We start from the raw sequence: 17,703 nt of genomic DNA, 5'->3' as shown, positions 1-17,703 counted from the left end.
TATTGGATACTTCCTTTTTTTATTTGTCTTCGTCGCGTAACGGTAGATTATTTACGTAGCTATCAGAATACTGCAAGAGTTTGCGACTTGTTTCGAATCGCTTCTTCACTTCATCTGATAGTTCTTTATTTGTTCCGTTATAGTTCGTTGCTGCTCCAGTTTCAAAGCTTTCGTCTGGCTGATACATGTAAGAATCAGTGAAATAGCTTCCTTCAGGCATAGTGTATCGTTCAGGAACATAATTGTTTGTTGAATTGAGAATATCCGTACCAAACATTATTTGATTGCCTGTATTAATACCTAATAAGTTCATCACAGTTGGCATAATATCAATCTCACCGCCAACATTTTTGATTTCGCCAGGGTTTTTCATTCCTGGATAATGTAGGAAGAACGGGATACGGTAATCGTCTGCTGGATCTGCTTTAAGCTCGGTAGAACGATTGACGTATTTTTTCTGTTCTTCTGGAAGTTGATCGGTTTTGATAATATGGTGGTCTCCGTAGAAAACGACTACTGAATCCTCCCAAATGCCACTATCTTTTAATTTTTGAATGAAAGCGCCGAGTTGTTTATCCGCGTAATGAACCGCTTCAAAATAATTGCCAAGTTCTGTATCTTTTAAATCACTCGGTAAGTTAATTTCTTGCTTTTCTTCAGGGATATTAAACGGCATATGACTACTTACACTAATTAATTGCGCATAAAATTTTTGATTGTTTTTATATTGTTTTTCTAGGATAGGGAACGCTTTGTTGTATAATACTTCATCACTAGGAGAGAAGCCAATTACGTCTTCATCGCCAAAGAATTTACGATCATAAAATTTATCAAAACCAACTGCCGGATAAAACTCATCTCGATTATAAAAACTAGCGTCATTTGTATGGAAAGTGGACGTTGTATAATCATTTTTACCAAGTAGTCGAGGCATAGATGGAATGACCCGGTCGCCGTAAGTTTGGGTATTAGTGTAGTATCCGCTTGGGAAAGTGGATGTATAAACAGACCATTCTGCGTCGGCTGTATTGGATTTAGAAACTGTTTGGAAAAACTTATTGGAATACATTGTTTCGTTTTGTAAATTATCTAGCGTTGGAGTGATTGACTGTCCATCAATTTTAATATTTGTTAAGTTCCGCTGAAACGATTCTAATTGCACGATAATCAGGTTTTTCCCTTTCGCAGCTCCAAAGTAATCCGGTTTTTCTTTTAAATCCACGCCTTTAATATCACGAACGTTTTTGGCGGTAATGTCTGCAGCTTTAACATGATCAGTTCCAGCAAGAGCAGTACTAATATTAAATGTAAAAATTCCCATCCGCTTTGCTCGTTTCGAATCGCTAATGATATTTTGTTGCATCATAAAATAAGTAAATCCGCTAAGCACAAGTAAAGTACTTAAAAACGATACGCCATAAATACGTTTAGTTAGGCGGAATGATGGAAAAACATGGCCTTTTTTTATGCTAAAGTAGAGGATAAATGGAAGTAAAATAATATCCATGATGTAAAGCCAATCAGTTCCACTAAGTAAACTAGTAGCGCTTGTTTTTACGACACCGACTTCTCCGATAAGTGAGAAACTATGATACGTAGGAACTTCATTATAGAAGCGGGCATAAAGTACGCAAACTAACATAAGAATGCCGATAAATAAAGACATTCCAGCATACCAATAAACGTGAGAACGAACCGGAGCAAATAAATGAATTAGCCCAAGTAATAATACGATAAACAGCAGGTCCATTCCTAGCGCCAAGAAATTGGGATCTTTAAAAATCTGGAAATAGGCAAAAGTGAACTTACTAATAATTAATAAAAAATAAAATAAAATCAATTGAATTCCTCTTTCTAGCATGCTTTGTGCCGAATACGCACAAATCCATTCTCTCTAATTTTAGCCTAATCATGCTTACAGTGCAAATCATGAAAGATGATTCAGATATATTTGGGTAATAGGTGCTATTTTAGGAAGTTATAATTAGTTTTGTATTTTTTTTCACAATTCTATTGACCTTTAAAGCGCAAAAGTATACTATTTTAGAAGATCGTAAAAAGGTAGGCGACAAAATGAATTCATTATTTAGAAGAAAACCGATAGAAGATTTAATGCATAATAAAAGCGGAAGTACACATTTAAAACAAACGCTTGGACCGCTTGATTTAACTTTACTAGGGGTTGGAGCGATTGTTGGAACTGGGATTTTTATTTTACCTGGGACTGTAGCTGCGAAAAATGCTGGACCAGCGATTATATTTTCTTTCGTCATTGCCGCGATTGTTTGTGCGATTGCTGCGATGTGTTATTCAGAGTTTGCATCTAGTGTTCCGGTTGCAGGGAGCGCCTATACGTATGGCTATGTCGTTTTTGGCGAGTTAATCGGTTGGTTGCTTGGCTGGGCACTTATTTTAGAATACGGGCTTGCTGTGGCATCTGTAGCAAGTGGCTGGTCTTCTTATTTAAATGCGTTGCTTTCAGGTTTTCATATTTCCATTCCTGAAGCAGTATCTGGGCCTTTTAATCCAGAAGTAGGTACATTTATTAATTTACCTGCAATTATTATCGTTCTCGTGATTGCTTTCTTATTAACACTTGGAATAAAAGAATCAACGCGTGTGAATACGATTATGGTAGCTATCAAAGTAGGCGTTATTTTACTTTTCTTAGTAGTTGGCGTGTTTTATGTGAAACCAGATAATTGGCAACCATTTATGCCGTTTGGGATTAGTGGTGTGATGAACGGTGCTGCACTCGTATTCTTTGCTTATTTAGGCTTTGATGCAGTTTCCTCGGCCGCAGAAGAAGTGAAAAACCCGCAACGAACTATGCCGATTGGGATAATAGGGTCGTTACTTATTTGTACTATTTTATATGTAGCGGTTTCTGCTGTCTTAACAGGAATGGTACCATACACGGATTTAAATGTTACTGATCCAGTGGCTTATGCTTTGCAAGTGATTAATCAAGATTGGGTGGCTGGTATCGTATCACTCGGAGCTGTAGTTGGTATGATTACTGTTATTTTAGTAATGAGCTACGGGGCTACAAGATTGATTTTTGCGATGGGTCGTGATGGTTTATTACCAAAAGTACTGGCAGAAATTAATCAAAAATATCAAACACCAGTCAAAAACACCTGGATTTTTGCAGTTATTGTGGCGATTATTAGTGGACTTGTACCGCTTGATAGATTGGCTGAATTAGTCAATATTGGAACACTCCTAGCATTTATGATGGTTTCCATCGGGATTATCTTCTTACGTAAAAATAAATCTATTCAACAATCAGGCTTCAAAGTGCCATTTTATCCTGTGTTACCGATAATTTCGTTTTTATTATGCGCATTTCTTATAAGTCGCTTATCTGTTCACACCTGGATTCTTTGCGGGATTTGGTTTGTAATCGGATTAATTGTGTACTTTGCATATGGTAGGAAACATAGTGAATTACTTAAAAAATAATTAACTTACTTTTTGTAAGTCGTTTTATTGGTATTTGGACGCTCCTTGTGTTGTAATGAATGTATTACAATAAAAGGAGCGTTTTTTACATGGTGGAAATTAGTGAAAAATTACGATTAGGCGAAGTTGTCTTAAATGTAGGTCATTTAAAAGAGATGGCAGGTTTTTATCAAGAAGTAATTGGTTTAACTTTATTAGAAGAAAATGATCGGATTGTAAGGCTTGGAGTGCCAGGTTCGAGTGAGGCATTGCTTGTTCTTAAAAAAATAGACCATGCAGTTGTTCCAGAAGTGCCGCGGATTGGATTGTTTCATACAGCATTTTTATTACCAAATCGAGAAAGTTTAGCAGATGTACTCGTGCATTTAGCTCAGTCGGGTTATCCGATTGACGGAGCGGGGGACCATGCTTATAGTGAGGCGCTTTACTTACATGATATTGAAGGGAACAGCATTGAAATCTACGCAGATCGGCCGAAAAATAGTTGGATGCGTGATAGCGCTGGAAACTTACCAATGGTGACAGAGCAAGTCGATGTGGATGATTTATTAAAAATCGCAACTGGAGAACCTTTCACTGGAATGCCAAGTGGGACAATTATTGGACATGTACATTTACAGGTAGCTGATGCAGACAAGGCAGAGCAATTTTATAAAGAAGCGCTTGGTATGAATTTAACGACAGCAATACCATCAGCAAGATTTTTTGCAGCAGGCGATTATCACCATCATATTGGATCAAATATGTGGGCTGGACGCAATTTGGAAAATCGTCGTGAGAATGAAGTCGGGCTAGCTTGGTTTACAATTATCACACCTGACAAAGAAGCGATAACAACGAATCTAGAGCAGCAAGGTTATGAAGTAAAACGATTTGACGAAACGATTTCAGTTACCGATTCAAATGGAATTATGATACACTTTAAATAAAAAAAGAACTGTTTAAGCGAAAAATGAGCTTAAACAGTTTTTTGATGCGATAATAAGGGAAAGGTAGATTAGATTAATTATTTTAATGTTTACGTTGCATTGTTTTCTTGAAAAGCCAGTTGCTTGATTGGAAAAGCGTTAAAGCAATTAAAACGACGCCAATTCCAAGATTTAAATACGAAAGGGCTACAGCTGCGTTATCTGGAAATGAATTTTGCACAGTGATGAAAATAATAAAGAAACCGCTGTTTGCACAAAACGCAATCCAAAACCAAGATAAACCACTAAGTTTACCAACTACAAAAGAAAGTCCTGAGATTATTGCTGCTAAAACAATTCCTGTAAGTATCATTGACATAAATTCCATTTTCATCGCTCCTTTGTCATAAATGAATTATTATTAATAATAATGTAACATAAATGAAATATTTTGTAAAGAAGTTAGAAGAAAGGAGATACACAGATGATTGAATTTTTTAAAACAACGAATGAAAAAATGGAGCAATTATCCGAGTTAGAAGATGGTTGCTGGGTGAAAGTAACCGCTCCGACAGAAGATGAAATTGAGCAATTAAGTAAAGAAATGGATGTGCCAAAACCTTATATCTTAGATGCACTCGATTCAGAGGAGCGCTCGAGAATAGAATTAAAACGAGCAGAACAAGATGTAAGACACTCCTTAGTGATTGTCGACTATCCGTATGAATCGGAGGATGAACTTGGTTACACGATGTACGAAACACTGCCAATAGGTATCGTATTAACGAGAAAGTATCTAGTCACTATCTCTTTACGCGACTTACTAATATTAGAAGATGTTCGTACGATGAAACTAGAAACATACGATACGACGAATCATAAACAATTTTTGTTAAAATTATTGTATGCTGTATCTTATTATTACCTCAAATACTTAAATCAAATCATCAAACAAACAAATAATTTAGAAATACAGATTAAACAGTCGATGAAAAATGAACAACTGTATGCGTTTATGGCGGTTCAGAAAAGTTTAGTATTTTTTGCAACTGCACTTCAATCGAACAAAGCAATACTCGATAAAATGGAAGATGTGGAACATTTTATGCAACAGGAAGATAACCATGACTTGCTTAGAGATGTTATTATTGAAAATAAACAAGCAATAGCAATGACAGATACATACACGCAAATTATTAGTGGCATGTCAGATGTGTTTTCTTCTGTCATTTCGAATAATTTGAATATCGTGATGAAGTTTTTAACATCTTTTACCATTATTTTATCTTTACCAACTATTGTGGCGAGTGTTTACGGGATGAATATTAAGTTGCCATTTATGCACAATGAGCACGCGTTTGCATTAATTCTTTTATTTACGCTATTAATTACAACGGGGGTAACAGTGATTTTTTGGCGTAGAAAATACTTTTAATATATAGAAAACGAGGGATGAGCATGGAAAAACAAACATACGAAAAATTAGCATACTATACAATCAAAGAAAAAATTCTCAGCGGAAAGCTTCATGTTGGTCAACATATTTCAGAAGCGGGTATTGCAAAAGAATTATCTATTAGTCGAACTCCTGTTAGAAAAGCAATTGCGGTTTTAGTATCCGAAGAATTAATCGAATACGAACTGAACCGGGGGGCAATTGTTATCGAAAGTAGCATGAGCGCTGGACGTTTTATCGAACTCCTTGAAATGGCAGAAATTCTCGTCGTGCAAACAATTGAAAAATGTAAAAGTAAAAATTTAACTTATAAACCAGAACAAGGCAATGAATTACTAAAAGAGATGAGAATCATTCAAAAAGAAGAAAATGTCGATGCTTATCTATCTTTGCTGAGTAAATGGTTGTTACAATTTGTCGCGCAACTAGCTAATAGTTATGCAGAAGATATTGTAAGGAAAATGAAGCGTGATTTCTTTAATAAAGCACAAAAAGATATTAAAATAATACCAGTGCTTTTGGAAGAAGAAACGATGGATACATTAGAACAACTAACTTTTTATATGGTAGAAAAGAAATATGACTTAGCAAAAGAGGTAATGCAAAAATTAGTGAATTTGTATATTATCCGTACATTTAGATAGTATTTCTAAAATGATTTGCTTAAATACAGGAGGTGCTTTTGATGCGGAAAGTATACGAAATATTTGTTTTAGACTGGCGCCGTCTCTTTAAAGCGCCTTTAGCTTTATTATTAGTTATTGCATTAATTATTTTGCCATCATTATATGCATGGTTTAATATTGAAGCACTTTGGGATCCTTATTCCAATACATCAGGAATCAAAGTAGCTGTTTCAATTGATGATGAAGGCGCAGAAGTAGACGTACCGGGAAAAAAGCCTCAACAAGTGAACGTTGGGGATCAGCTTAAGAAAACCCTTGAGAAAAATAAAAAACTTGGTTGGACTTTTGTTAGTGAAGAAGAAGCGAAAAAAGGCGTAAAAAGCGGAAAATATTATGCTTCGATTCATATTCCGAAAAATTTCTCAGAGGATATGGTTTCGGTTGTAAGTGATAACGTCAAAAAACCAACAATTGATTACTCGGTTAATGAAAAAATCAATGCTATCGCGCCAAAAATGACAGAAAGCGGAGCAACAACTATTGTAAATCAAATTAGTTCCGAGTTTGTGGGCACGGTGAGTAAGGCTGTTTTAGAAGAGTTTAATAAAGCAGGAATTGATCTTGAAAACGAGTTACCGACAATTAGACGTTTAAAAACCAAAGTATTCCAAGTACAAGATGCTTTACCAGAACTTAAAAAAATGGGTGCTGAGGCCGTCAAAATTGAAGCCAAATTACCTGAACTAAAAACGAAAGCAAATCAGGTTGTCGAACTAAATGAAAAAATCCCAGAACTAAATAAAGCGACAGAAAACGTTTTATTAGTAGAAGAACAGCTACCAAAAATCGATCAACTTGGTCAAGATATTCTTGTGCTCCAAAAGAAAATCCCAGAAATCAAACAAATCGCGCAGTCAGTAAAAGAAGTAGATGAAAACTTCGGAACGATCAAAAAAACAGTCAATGACGCGGTGAATGAATCTGGTAAGGCGCTTGATGTGATTGATACAGCGACAGCAGCGATTCCAACAGTTGAAAAAATCGCCCAAAATGGTAGTGGATATGTCGATAAAGTATCCGATTTTGCAGACGAAATTAATAAGTCATTTGATACGTTAGCACCTGCTATTAAACAAAACTTAACGCTAATGAAGCAAATGGCAGATAATATTTACCAAGTAACTGAAGCAATCAAAAATGGTTCTATCAACCCTGAACAGGCGATTTCCGAACTGAAGAAAATGGAAAACGACATTGATTCCTTACAACAAATGATTACAAAACAAACTGCAACTTTGGAAAGCTTAAATGAAACTTTACCGAATAAGCCGTTTACCGATTTAATTGCAAACTTAAAAACGATTAATAGCCAACTAGGCGCACAAAAGGAAACAATCACAAAAGTACGCACAGCACTAGAAAATGGTGAACAACCAGCTGAGGAACTTTTAAATCAATTGAATGAACAAGCCAAAAATGTTAGCGCAAAATTAGATCAAATTTTAGCAAACTATGATTCGGAAATTGTTCCAGCAATCAAAACCGGCTTAAATCAAATTCAAGGAGACTTAAAAGACAGCCAAAAATTACTACAAAACTTGCAAGCAAAAATCCCAGAAATCACTCAAGTATTGAAAGATTCCAGAGAAACACTGCAAACTGGGCAAACGTATTTAAAAGAATTTCAAGAGCGACTGCCAGAAATCCAGAAAACTTTGGATGAAGCAACCAAGGTTATCAATACGAAACTAGATACAATTATCGCAGGTATTAATGAAGCAGCTGATTTTTATCAAAATGATTATCCAAACGTAAAAGCTAACATCAAAAAAGCAGCTAACTTCATTCGCGATGATTTACCAGGACTCGAAAAAGAAATAAATCAAGCATCCAATCTTATTCAAGAAAAAATGCCGGAGTTCGAAAAAGCCGTTAAAATCGCAGCAAATCTTTCCAGAGAAGAACTGCCAGAATTTGAAAAAGCAATTAATAATGCCGCCAATAAAATTACCGATTTCGATAAAAATTACGATTTGCAAAGTATTATTAAAATGCTAAGAAATGATGCCGATAAAGATAGTTCCTTTATTGCGAACCCGGTTAATTTAAAAGAAACAAGTTACTACCCGATTCCAAACTACGGCTCGGCAAGCTCGCCATTTTATACAGCACTTTGTTTATGGGTTGGGGCACTCTTACTTATTTCATTACTACGTGTTGATGTAGAGGTGCCAGCGGGGATTTTCAGCCATTACCATCGTTATTTTGGCCGATTATTAACGTTCTTATCCATCGGGTTAATGCAAGCCCTTATTGTTACGCTCGGGAACATCTTCTTGCTCGGTGTTTCCATCGCTGAACCTTTACTCCACGTGCTCTTTAGCATGTTTATCAGTGTGGTCTTTATGACGATTGTCTACACACTCGTTTCGTTATTTAATAACGTCGGAAAAGGGATTGCGATCATCTTGTTAGTGCTACAAATTTCAGGAGCGGGCGGGAACTTCCCAATTCAAGTTTCACCGCCATTTTTCCAAGCGATTTATCCGTTCTTGCCATTCACTTATGCCGTTAGTTTAATCCGAGAAAGTGTAGGCGGACTTTATATGCCAACTGTTTGGATTGACATGAGTGTTCTTGCTGGATTTGCCATTTTGTTCATTGCATTAGGTTTGTTACTCAAAAAACCGCTCGACAAAGTAGTACCAAAACTATCCGAAAAAGCAAAACGAAGCAAGCTTATTCACTAAAAATATTTCTATGATATAATTACTAGCGAATAGGGGGCAGACTTGATGGTAAATAAATATAAAACGTTGGATAAAATGGTCTATAATTTACTTCTTGAAAAGATTAAAAAAGGCGATTTAGTCCGTAATGAGCATCTCGCTGAAGAAAAACTTGCCGCTGAATTCGGAGTTAGCCGGTCCCCACTTCGAAAAGCGATTGCTACTCTTACAGCTCAAGGCATTGTGAGCTATCACGAAAATAGTGGAGCAGTGTTAAACGATGTGCTCATTGGGTCAGACCGTTACGTGCAATTAATGGATACCATCGATATTTTAGTTGATGCAGCAATAGCAAAAGTAGGGCACTTCAGTTTAGTAATGGATATAGAAAAACTACACGAACGTTTACAAGAGATGGAACGATTTTCTTATTTAACGGATGTTGAAAGTTATTTCGATGCCCATCATCGTTTCATTCTTTGCTTAATTAGTTTTGCTGAAAATCCATATCAAGTGAAGATCGCAAAGGATATTTTCTTTCAAATGGTTCATTTTTCGGATGGTATTAATATTTTCAAATCAGTCGAAATTAGAGAATGGACCAATAAAAAAAGCAGCCAAATATATGAGCTACTCGCGCAAGATAAAACCGAAATGGCAAGGAAGACAATTAAATCAATGTTTGCTGAACTTACAATTCAAGCGTATCGTTAAAAGAGCTGTCACAAAAGTGACAGCTCTTTTTGATATAAATTAAACCCATTCTTCTCACCAGAAAATATAAATCCATAACGCAGATACATTTGATTAAGGGCTTCGTTTGTTTTGATGCAGTCTAACCGAACAAACGGAACAGACATGTTAAGTGCCAATTGTTCAGCGAAACTAATCATTTGTTTACTTAAAGAAATGCCACTAAATTCCCTTGATACCATTATTCGGTGTAAGTAGTAGGCTGATTGTTCATGCCTATCACCCCATAAATCCGTATCCCAGTCACTTGGCGTTTTCCTAATAATCATTACTCCAGCTAGTTTTCCATCAGTTGTCTCAAAAAGTGCAACCTCCGCGAGCTCAATCCGTTGTTCAATATTATGAACATCAAATCCATGTAAAATATCGCTCCACTGGGTCGAACCCGATTCTTTTAGCCAGCGCGCAGTATTTACCATTAATTCATTTATTGTTGAACGATCATTTGGCAAAGCAAAGCGGACTAGAAATTCCAGTCCGCCAGCTGTTATTTTATTTTGGTTCATTATTGTCTTTTGGAGCCTCAGGAGCTTCTGGAGTCTCAGGAGTTTCAGGTGCTTCTTTCGTTTCAGGAGCTTCTGGAACTTCTGGTGTTTCGGGTTCTACCGTTGTTTCAGGAGTTACTGGAGCTTCTGGTTCTACTTTTGTTTCAGGTGCTTTCGGAACTTCTGGTGTTTCAGGTTCTACCTTTGTTTCAGGTCCAAATCCCTCTGGATGAGTATCTTCTACAAAAGGATCAGATTCTCTTGTACCAAATGGATCAATTTCTTCTTCTACAATAACTGTTTCTTCGGTGTAAGTTCCTTCGCTTGCTGCATATAAATCATCATAGAATACAGCGATAGAAGTGATTAGATACGGATAAACATAAAGTGAAATACCAAGTGTAAGTAACCAAGAAGCTAGTATTAATAGCAGTCCACCAAATGTAGCTCCAGCAGCAAGTGCTGTAATTACTTCAGCAGGATCAGCAGTATAAGAAGTAGAAGCCATACCACCAGCAACGATTACAGTACCTGCAATTGCTACTGCTAAAGGAATTAAATACCAAAGTAGGAATGTAAGGGAAAGACCAAATAGTCTACCTTTATGCCCGTTCATCATATGGCGGCTTTCTGTAATAGCATCAAGTGCTGAAATATTAGGATTATCGCGTAAAATAAAGAATGTTTGTGAATAGGAATATGTTTTAATAATTCCTGGTACGATTAGTAATAAGCTCCATAAGAATGTGAAAATAGAAATGAGCAAGTAAGCTAAAAACGTACGTCCAAATTGTTTAAAACCACTAAACATATAAGCAACATCTGGTTGTTCACGCCGGCTAATTGCTAAGTATACCCAAGCAACCCCCGTATAAAGTGGTCCAGTTAATAGAAATAGGGCAATCCAGCCAACAACAGGAATCCAACCAAGTACCCCTCCGCCAACGGTTTCAATTAACCATGCAAGAACAAATATCCCAATGGCAATACCCCAGTTGCCACGTAGCGACTCTTTAGCTGTCTGTTTTACTTGTGAAATAGTCATCATAATGAAAACTCCTTTTTAATTTATTTTTAAGTATAATAGCAAAAATACCTACTTTTAAAATAGCATACTTTTAGGCACTAATACAGCAATATGGAGCGGGATAAAAAAATGTTTAAAATAGGATTAATTTTCTAGCAATAGGGGAAAAGTAACGTTATATGATATGAATAATTTGGAGGTGGCGCATATGGCCCATGAGAGTTTAAGAGAATTAGAAGATCGATTAATTGAATTGCGACAACAATATCAAGAAGCGTTAAGCGAAACACGGGAGTTTGAAGACCCGCAACTTCAAAATGGACCAATTAATGCTGCTGAAGTAAGATTAAGTGCATTACGTCACGAAATCGCTGAAGTAGAGAAGAAAATTAAAAAAGTAGAAGGCAATACCAAATAAGGAAAAGACGTCCTTTTGCTAATGTCATGTTAGCGAAAGGGCGTTTCTTTTACGTAGGTTTGGAGGTTATAACGATGAAGCCAATTTTTGCTGTAGGAGATGTGCACGGGGAAATTACGCTTTTAGATGAGTTGTTAGAAAACTGGAATAAAGAGCAAGAACGGCTTTTATTTGTAGGTGATTTAATTGATCGCGGTGAAAATCCAGCGGCGGTACTTAGGCGTGTGAAAGAGCTCGCGGACGAAACCGAAGTGATAGTCTTAAAAGGCAATCATGAGCAAATGTTGCTCGATTTTTTAGATAACCCTTCTGAAAAAATGCATTATTATTTGAGCCAAGGTGGGATGGAAACAATCCAATCTCTAATCGCTGACTCATTAGATAAAAAAATGACACCAGAAGGATTGGCTAAACGCGTGCAGGAAGAAGCTTCTGAACTCATTGATTTCATTCGCCATTTGCCACTTTATTATGAAGAAGGTAAGTATGTATTTGTCCATGCAGGAGTAGATTTTTCTAAACCAAACTGGGATGATACGGAAGAACGTGATTTCTTCTGGATTCGCGAACCATTTTTATTCGGGAAAAATAAAACCGGGAAAGTCTTTATTTTTGGACATACTCCGGTGCAAAATTTACATAGCGATGGAAGTGCAAGAATATGGGTCTCTGAAGATAGAACCCGGCTTGATATTGATGGTGGCGCCGTTTTTGGCGGCGAACTTCACGGAGTCGTCGTTGAAGAAAATGTAATTACAAAAAGTTTTTCCGTAAAAAAATAAGCATCGAATGGGCTGTTTTTAAGAGCTCATTTGATGCTTTTTTGTTTAATAATACGGTGCCATAAATAAGTAAACGAGTACGCCAGTTAAGCTGACATATAGCCAAATTGGCATAGTCCAACGAACGATTTTTTTGTGTTTCTCAATTTGCATTGTCCAGCCCCACACAAGTGCAAATAGCGCTAGTGGAACAACGATTGCCGCTAAGAAACTATGTGTAATTAAAATGAAAAAGTAGATTGGTCGGATAATCCCAGTTCCGCCAAACGTAGAAGTTTCTGCTGAAAGATAATGGAACGTTAAGTAAGTTACTAAGAAGAATAAAGTTGATGTAAATGCTGCTAAAATGAAGCCACGGTGCATTTTAATGTTTTTCTTTTTTATAATCGCCCAAAGTGCAATAACTAAAAATACAAAGGTAAAACTATTAAAGATGGCGTTCATTCGCGGGAAGATAGTAATGTCGAAATGTACTGCTCCTTGATACCCAATCGGTGAGAAGAAGAGTAGTAAAATCACTACAACCGCAACAAATGAAATGATCATTATCGGCCAAAAATAGTTTTTGTCTGATGTCGGTTTTGTAAGTTTTTCTTTATTGTGTTCCATGAAAAAAATAGCCCCCTAAATATAAAAAATTGCTGTACTTCTTTCATTATACATGACGAACATATCGGATGCGAAAGATTGAACTTTTGAGTTATAATGGGTTAGGAAAGGGTGTTTCTAATGTCGATTATTGCGCGAGAACTAACAAAAGCGGAAGAAGCAGAAATTATCCGTTTAAAAGAAGAGGGCGAAGTGATGCTCGAAACTGACGGAACTCCAGAAGAGCGAATCGAAAAAATTGCCAAATATTTAAAAGATACCTCACCAGACTTCGATTTGGCGGAGGAACTTGGTTATATTTTAGGGTCTCTGTATGGAGAAGCTGTCCGTGAAAAGTATCAGTGGAGATGGCTGTTTATTTCTGAAAATGATGTGGAAGGGTACGCAATTACATCAAAAGAACATGGTTATACATTGATGGCGCATGATTATTTTATGCAAGTAATTGTTCGAAATAAACCGGATAATAGTAAGAAATTGTTTGAATTAATGCCTGATATGACAGGGAATAAGGACGGATTCCGAGTTATTGGATGATGGAACAGGTACGTTATTAAAATGGGGATAGGTCATATAAAGAGAAAACATTTACGTGTTTTCTCTTTTTTGTCGTTTACTTTTTATTTCTTTCCAAAATTAAATAAAAGCCATATTTTCGACACATCAATGAGGGTGTTGTACACTATTTAGACATAAATACTCAGAATCAAGTGATACTAATGGACTTTTGAGAAAAAACGCCATGTATAATGTAATTTAGATGGTTTATTTTATGATTCTGCAACTAAAAAAACTGACATCTAAAGAAGAAAGGGACGGATATATGATAAACAAACAACATTTTTATAAAGTAATTCAGGCTTTTATTGGGGTTCTTTTAATAGGGAGTGTTTTTATATGGCTTGGGTCAAATAATGATGTAAATGCTGAAGAACAGAGTATTACCGAACCTACACCAATAAACGAAATTTTTCCCGATGCTAAATTAGCAGAAGTAATGAGAAACTATCTTAGAAAGACGAATGTCACTGATACTGTTACGCAAGAAGAACTGAATAAAATAACTATTGTAAGTGGAAATGCGGTGGGAATTGAATCACTTGAGGGAATACAATATTTGCCAAATGTGACGACTTTTAACTTTAAAGGAGAAAAAATACAGGATATTAGCTTATTATCAAAATCTACAAAGTTAGAGAATCTGGACCTGTCAGAGAATCCAATAAAAGATTTTAGTCCGATTGCAAACCTAACAAAATTGCACACTCTTAATTTAATGAATTCAGAAATAAGCAACATTAGTTTTATCGCAAATTTAACTGAGTTGAACTCTCTTTTTCTTAGTTATAACAGCATAACAGACATAAGCCCGTTAGCTAACTTAACTAATTTAGACTATTTATATATGGAGGATAACCAAATAACTGATATAACTCCGCTTAAAAATATGAAAAACCTCATTAATTTATATATAAGTCAAAATCAGATTAAAGACATTACAACAATTGCTGAATTAACGAATTTGCAGGCTTTATCTATTAGTGAAAATCAAATTGTTAATATAAGCCCATTAGCTAAGTTAAACAACCTAAAATCTTTAGGCATCTATAAGAATAATATTGTTGATATAAGTCCATTAGCTAATTTGACGCAATTAAGGTTTATAAACATACGAGAGAACCAGATTGATAATATTACTGGGTTAGCTAATCTAACTAATTTAACCAATCTGCATATAGGTAGGAATAAAATATCAGATTTAACGCCACTTGCGAATTTGACTAATTTAACTAGTTTGGATTTAACTAATAACCAAATAAGTGAGGTAATACCTTTAGCTAATTTAACGGGAATATCCGATCTTTGGTTAACAGGAAATAATATAATTGATATTAGCCCATTGAAAGATTTAACGGGTTTAAGAAATTTAAGTTTGTCTGATCAGCGAATACTGAAAAAACCTGAATTATTTCAAACCAATTTTACTTTAACTAACAATATAAAAGATTTAGATGGTGAATTAGTTGTGATAACGGATATGAGTGATAATGGGACTTATGCTAGCCCGATTATTACTTGGGATTTGCCTAGATATGTAAATGAAATTAGTTATAAATTTACACAACATGTGAAACTAGGAAATGCTACGAGTGATTATGATGTTATGGTTACACAACCTTTTATACTGCCATCGCATACTGTAAACTTTATTGTAGACGATGTTTTAAAAACAAGTTTAGAAGTAAAAGAAGAAGCCTTGATTACTCAACCAGCCGCGCCGAAAAAAGCAGGATACACATTTACTGGATGGTATGATGCGAAAACGGGCGGAAATAAATGGGACTTTGAAACAGCTGAAATGCCGAGAAATGATATGACTTTATATGCGCAGTTTAGCGAGAATGAAGTTATCCCAGTTGATGAAGACGTTGAGCTTATTGTTGAAGCAAGCGGACCAGTGCAAGAAAGTAATGATGAGGTAACAGTTACTGAACCGACAAAAAATACCGTAACGCTTCCAAAAACAGGAGACAGTAACAACATGTTATTTGTTGTATTAGGTTTATTGTTGTTCGGAACAGTGGTTGTTATTAGAAAAAAACGACGCTAAAACAAGAAACGATTATTTAAAGAGAAAGCTTTATTGCTTTCTCTTTTTTGTTTACTTGGAAAGATTAGCGATAATAGATATTAGCAAAATATTATGCTACAGTGAAAGAATTAATAGGCTAGTTTTAGTGAGAGGTGATAACGGTTGAATATAAATAAGCAAAAAGTGCAGGTTTTAAATAATTTAGTTGAGCTTTATGGTTATCAAGATTGGTGGGAAGATGACAATCGTCTTGCTGACTGGCTTTCGATGATATTAATTCAGCGTACGACCGAGAAAAATGCCAACCAAGCTTTAGCCAATCTCGCGCCTTATTTAGATTTAGATAGTCTAACCAAGATGGATACAGGGCAACTTGAAGAGTTAATCTATCCAGCAGGTTTTTATAAGCAAAAAAGTCTTTATATTAAAGCACTTATCGGGTGGTTTGTTGGTCACGGTGCTAGTTTGGATAAATTTAAGTCTTATTCAACAGAAGATTTGCGCAAAGAACTACTAGGTATTAAAGGCGTTGGGGAAGAAACGGCCGATGCAATGTTGCTGTATATTTTTGAACGTAATGTTTTTATTGCTGATTTATATGCCAGACGACTATTTACTAGGTTGGGCTTTGGTGAATATAAAAACTACGAGCAAATGCGGGAAGAATTTATGCCGATAACCGAAAATATTCCACATAAATTATGTAAAGAATGGCACTCAGTCATTGATGTTCACGGGAAGCATTTTGGGAAAGACAAAAGTATGAATGAATCGTGGTTGCTAGAAAGCTAGCTCTTAACAATATCTATACCTTTTAACCTGATAAACTGATCTAATAAAATTTCATATAAATAAGCAATTTCTTCAAAACGAAGGTCATTCATAATTTGAATGGCTTTTTTTGCTTGATTGTAACCTTCTTGGATATGATTGTTTTGCATTTTGATTAACCCTTTTAAAAAATGGGAGATATTGCGGTAAAAGGCGCTTTCGTTATAAATGCATAAAGAGTCTAGCAGGATAATGAGTTTACTAGCAGAGGATAGTTGACCGCGCGAAATAAACATTTCAATCGTATTAATTAAAAGTGTACATAAAACACGTCTGGCCCGGTCGTAGTTTTTATAAGGATGAATCGCCTTAATGACCTGATTTAAAAATTGAATTTGTAAATCTTCTTCAAAAAAATAGATGGAGTTAGCGCAAATCTTGAGTTCTTCAAGTGTCCACGTGTCAATTGAAAACAAATACTTTTGAATGGTGCATTTATCTTTAGGTGTAATGACGTCTACTGTAAATTCATGATATTTAAAAAGATGTTTGACTAATTTAATTTGCGAACGAACAAAAGCTTTCCATACCTCAACTAATTCGCCGTTATGTTTAGAAAGCTCGCTATATAATAGTTCCAAACTCGCAAGGTCGTATATATTTCCTCGCTCTTGATTCATGCATAAATAATTATTCTCAGCTGATACCGACAATTCTCTGTGGATATAAAAGAACTCATCCAAGTCCATATTCATCCGTTTTAAAATTTTTTCAAATAACGTTAGTGTGATGTCGTGTTTTCCTTTTTCAAATTCGATAGCGAAGGATTTGGAAATGATATTATCGTATAAATCTTTTTGATGTATTCCTTTAGAAGTGCGAATATCTCTCACTGTTTTTCCATACCCGACCATTCAAGTTACTCCTTCTGTTTAAAAATTTAGATGAGGGCTGCATCTAAGAGGTGTGCCAAGGAGTTTAACAGCCATTTTACTTTTAAATCGTAGCATAGAAAATTTGGCGGAAGAAGTCCTATTTTTAGGACTTTATGAAAAAATGTTAGGAAAACTTGATATATTAG

At 35.6% G+C, this 17,703-nt stretch carries 17 protein-coding genes; 11 read left to right on the top strand and 6 right to left on the bottom strand.

From position 1 onward, the window contains the following. Positions 1 to 19 precede the first annotated feature (19 nt). Positions 20 to 1,840 (bottom strand): LTA synthase family protein, encoded by a 1,821-nt coding sequence (locus AC4PG8_RS05055; protein WP_492170098.1) that lies wholly within the window; start codon positions 1,838 to 1,840, stop codon positions 20 to 22. Between the two features lie 233 nt (positions 1,841 to 2,073). On the opposite strand from AC4PG8_RS05055, the gene bcaP reads away from it, so the two are divergent. Next, on the top strand, positions 2,074 to 3,465 hold the full coding sequence (bcaP, locus tag AC4PG8_RS05050) for a branched-chain amino acid transporter BcaP (RefSeq protein WP_070753516.1): 1,392 nt from the start codon (positions 2,074 to 2,076) through the stop codon (positions 3,463 to 3,465). An 89-nt stretch (positions 3,466 to 3,554) separates the two neighbouring features. Next, positions 3,555 to 4,394: a VOC family protein gene (locus AC4PG8_RS05045; RefSeq protein ID WP_492170097.1), complete on the top strand. Its 840-nt coding sequence runs from the start codon at positions 3,555 to 3,557 to the stop codon at positions 4,392 to 4,394. A gap of 82 nt (positions 4,395 to 4,476) precedes the next feature. Here AC4PG8_RS05045 and AC4PG8_RS05040 read toward each other — a convergent pair whose 3' ends face one another. Next, positions 4,477 to 4,761 carry a hypothetical protein gene (locus tag AC4PG8_RS05040; RefSeq protein ID WP_003765781.1) on the bottom strand — a complete coding sequence of 95 codons (285 nt, stop codon included), beginning with the start codon at positions 4,759 to 4,761 and terminating at the stop codon, positions 4,477 to 4,479. A gap of 96 nt (positions 4,762 to 4,857) precedes the next feature. Between AC4PG8_RS05040 and AC4PG8_RS05035 the strand changes: the two genes are divergently transcribed. From AC4PG8_RS05035 to AC4PG8_RS05020, 4 genes are read left to right on the top strand one after another with little or no spacing between them, the layout of a single operon-like run. Continuing rightward, on the top strand, positions 4,858 to 5,808 hold the full coding sequence (locus AC4PG8_RS05035) for a magnesium transporter CorA family protein (protein ID WP_003760863.1): 951 nt from the start codon (positions 4,858 to 4,860) through the stop codon (positions 5,806 to 5,808). A gap of 23 nt (positions 5,809 to 5,831) precedes the next feature. Then, positions 5,832 to 6,473, top strand: a complete 642-nt coding sequence (locus AC4PG8_RS05030; protein WP_003765783.1) for a GntR family transcriptional regulator — start codon at positions 5,832 to 5,834, stop codon at positions 6,471 to 6,473. A 41-nt stretch (positions 6,474 to 6,514) separates the two neighbouring features. Beyond that, entirely contained in the window at positions 6,515 to 9,205 is a 2,691-nt protein-coding gene (locus AC4PG8_RS05025; protein WP_185505292.1) for a YhgE/Pip domain-containing protein, read from the top strand. 45 nt (positions 9,206 to 9,250) lie between these two features. Next, positions 9,251 to 9,898, top strand: coding sequence for a GntR family transcriptional regulator (locus tag AC4PG8_RS05020; protein ID WP_010990538.1), 648 nt, complete (start codon positions 9,251 to 9,253; stop codon positions 9,896 to 9,898). Between the two features lie 8 nt (positions 9,899 to 9,906). On the opposite strand, the gene AC4PG8_RS05015 is transcribed toward AC4PG8_RS05020, so the two are convergent. Both AC4PG8_RS05015 and AC4PG8_RS05010 read right to left on the bottom strand, forming a co-directional pair. Beyond that, positions 9,907 to 10,443: a GNAT family N-acetyltransferase gene (locus AC4PG8_RS05015; RefSeq protein WP_492170096.1), complete on the bottom strand. Its 537-nt coding sequence runs from the start codon at positions 10,441 to 10,443 to the stop codon at positions 9,907 to 9,909. Continuing rightward, positions 10,430 to 11,467, bottom strand: a complete 1,038-nt coding sequence (locus AC4PG8_RS05010) for a DUF975 family protein (protein ID WP_492170207.1) — start codon at positions 11,465 to 11,467, stop codon at positions 10,430 to 10,432. The genes AC4PG8_RS05015 and AC4PG8_RS05010 overlap by 14 nt, the downstream gene beginning before the upstream one ends. A gap of 190 nt (positions 11,468 to 11,657) precedes the next feature. Here AC4PG8_RS05010 and AC4PG8_RS05005 point away from each other — a divergent pair, with 190 nt between their 5' ends. After that, complete coding sequence (locus tag AC4PG8_RS05005) at positions 11,658 to 11,867, top strand: Lmo0654 family protein (protein ID WP_003760873.1); 210 nt, start codon at positions 11,658 to 11,660, stop codon at positions 11,865 to 11,867. A gap of 74 nt (positions 11,868 to 11,941) precedes the next feature. Continuing rightward, the gene (locus AC4PG8_RS05000) at positions 11,942 to 12,649 is read left to right on the top strand and encodes a metallophosphoesterase family protein (protein ID WP_492170095.1); all 708 of its coding nucleotides are present in this window, start codon (positions 11,942 to 11,944) and stop codon (positions 12,647 to 12,649) included. 45 nt (positions 12,650 to 12,694) lie between these two features. On the opposite strand, the gene AC4PG8_RS04995 is transcribed toward AC4PG8_RS05000, so the two are convergent. Beyond that, the gene (locus AC4PG8_RS04995) at positions 12,695 to 13,258 is read right to left on the bottom strand and encodes a DUF420 domain-containing protein (protein ID WP_003760875.1); all 564 of its coding nucleotides are present in this window, start codon (positions 13,256 to 13,258) and stop codon (positions 12,695 to 12,697) included. Between the two features lie 120 nt (positions 13,259 to 13,378). Here AC4PG8_RS04995 and AC4PG8_RS04990 point away from each other — a divergent pair, with 120 nt between their 5' ends. From AC4PG8_RS04990 to AC4PG8_RS04980, 3 genes are all read left to right on the top strand, one after another. Then, the gene (locus AC4PG8_RS04990) at positions 13,379 to 13,795 is read left to right on the top strand and encodes a hypothetical protein (RefSeq protein ID WP_003760876.1); all 417 of its coding nucleotides are present in this window, start codon (positions 13,379 to 13,381) and stop codon (positions 13,793 to 13,795) included. A gap of 235 nt (positions 13,796 to 14,030) precedes the next feature. Next, a complete protein-coding gene (locus AC4PG8_RS04985) occupies positions 14,031 to 15,869 on the top strand; it encodes a leucine-rich repeat domain-containing protein (protein WP_492170094.1) in 1,839 nt (612 codons plus the stop codon). Between the two features lie 144 nt (positions 15,870 to 16,013). After that, a complete protein-coding gene (locus AC4PG8_RS04980; RefSeq protein ID WP_492170093.1) occupies positions 16,014 to 16,643 on the top strand; it encodes an endonuclease III domain-containing protein in 630 nt (209 codons plus the stop codon). On the opposite strand, the gene AC4PG8_RS04975 is transcribed toward AC4PG8_RS04980, so the two are convergent. Further along, on the bottom strand, positions 16,640 to 17,536 hold the full coding sequence (locus tag AC4PG8_RS04975) for an Rgg/GadR/MutR family transcriptional regulator (RefSeq protein ID WP_185510457.1): 897 nt from the start codon (positions 17,534 to 17,536) through the stop codon (positions 16,640 to 16,642). The genes AC4PG8_RS04980 and AC4PG8_RS04975 overlap by 4 nt on opposite strands. Positions 17,537 to 17,703: the final 167 nt, after the last annotated feature.

Source organism: Listeria sp. MAN/IMW/UF555, from assembly GCF_058684075.1.
This window is presented reverse-complemented; position numbering and strand designations above follow the sequence as displayed.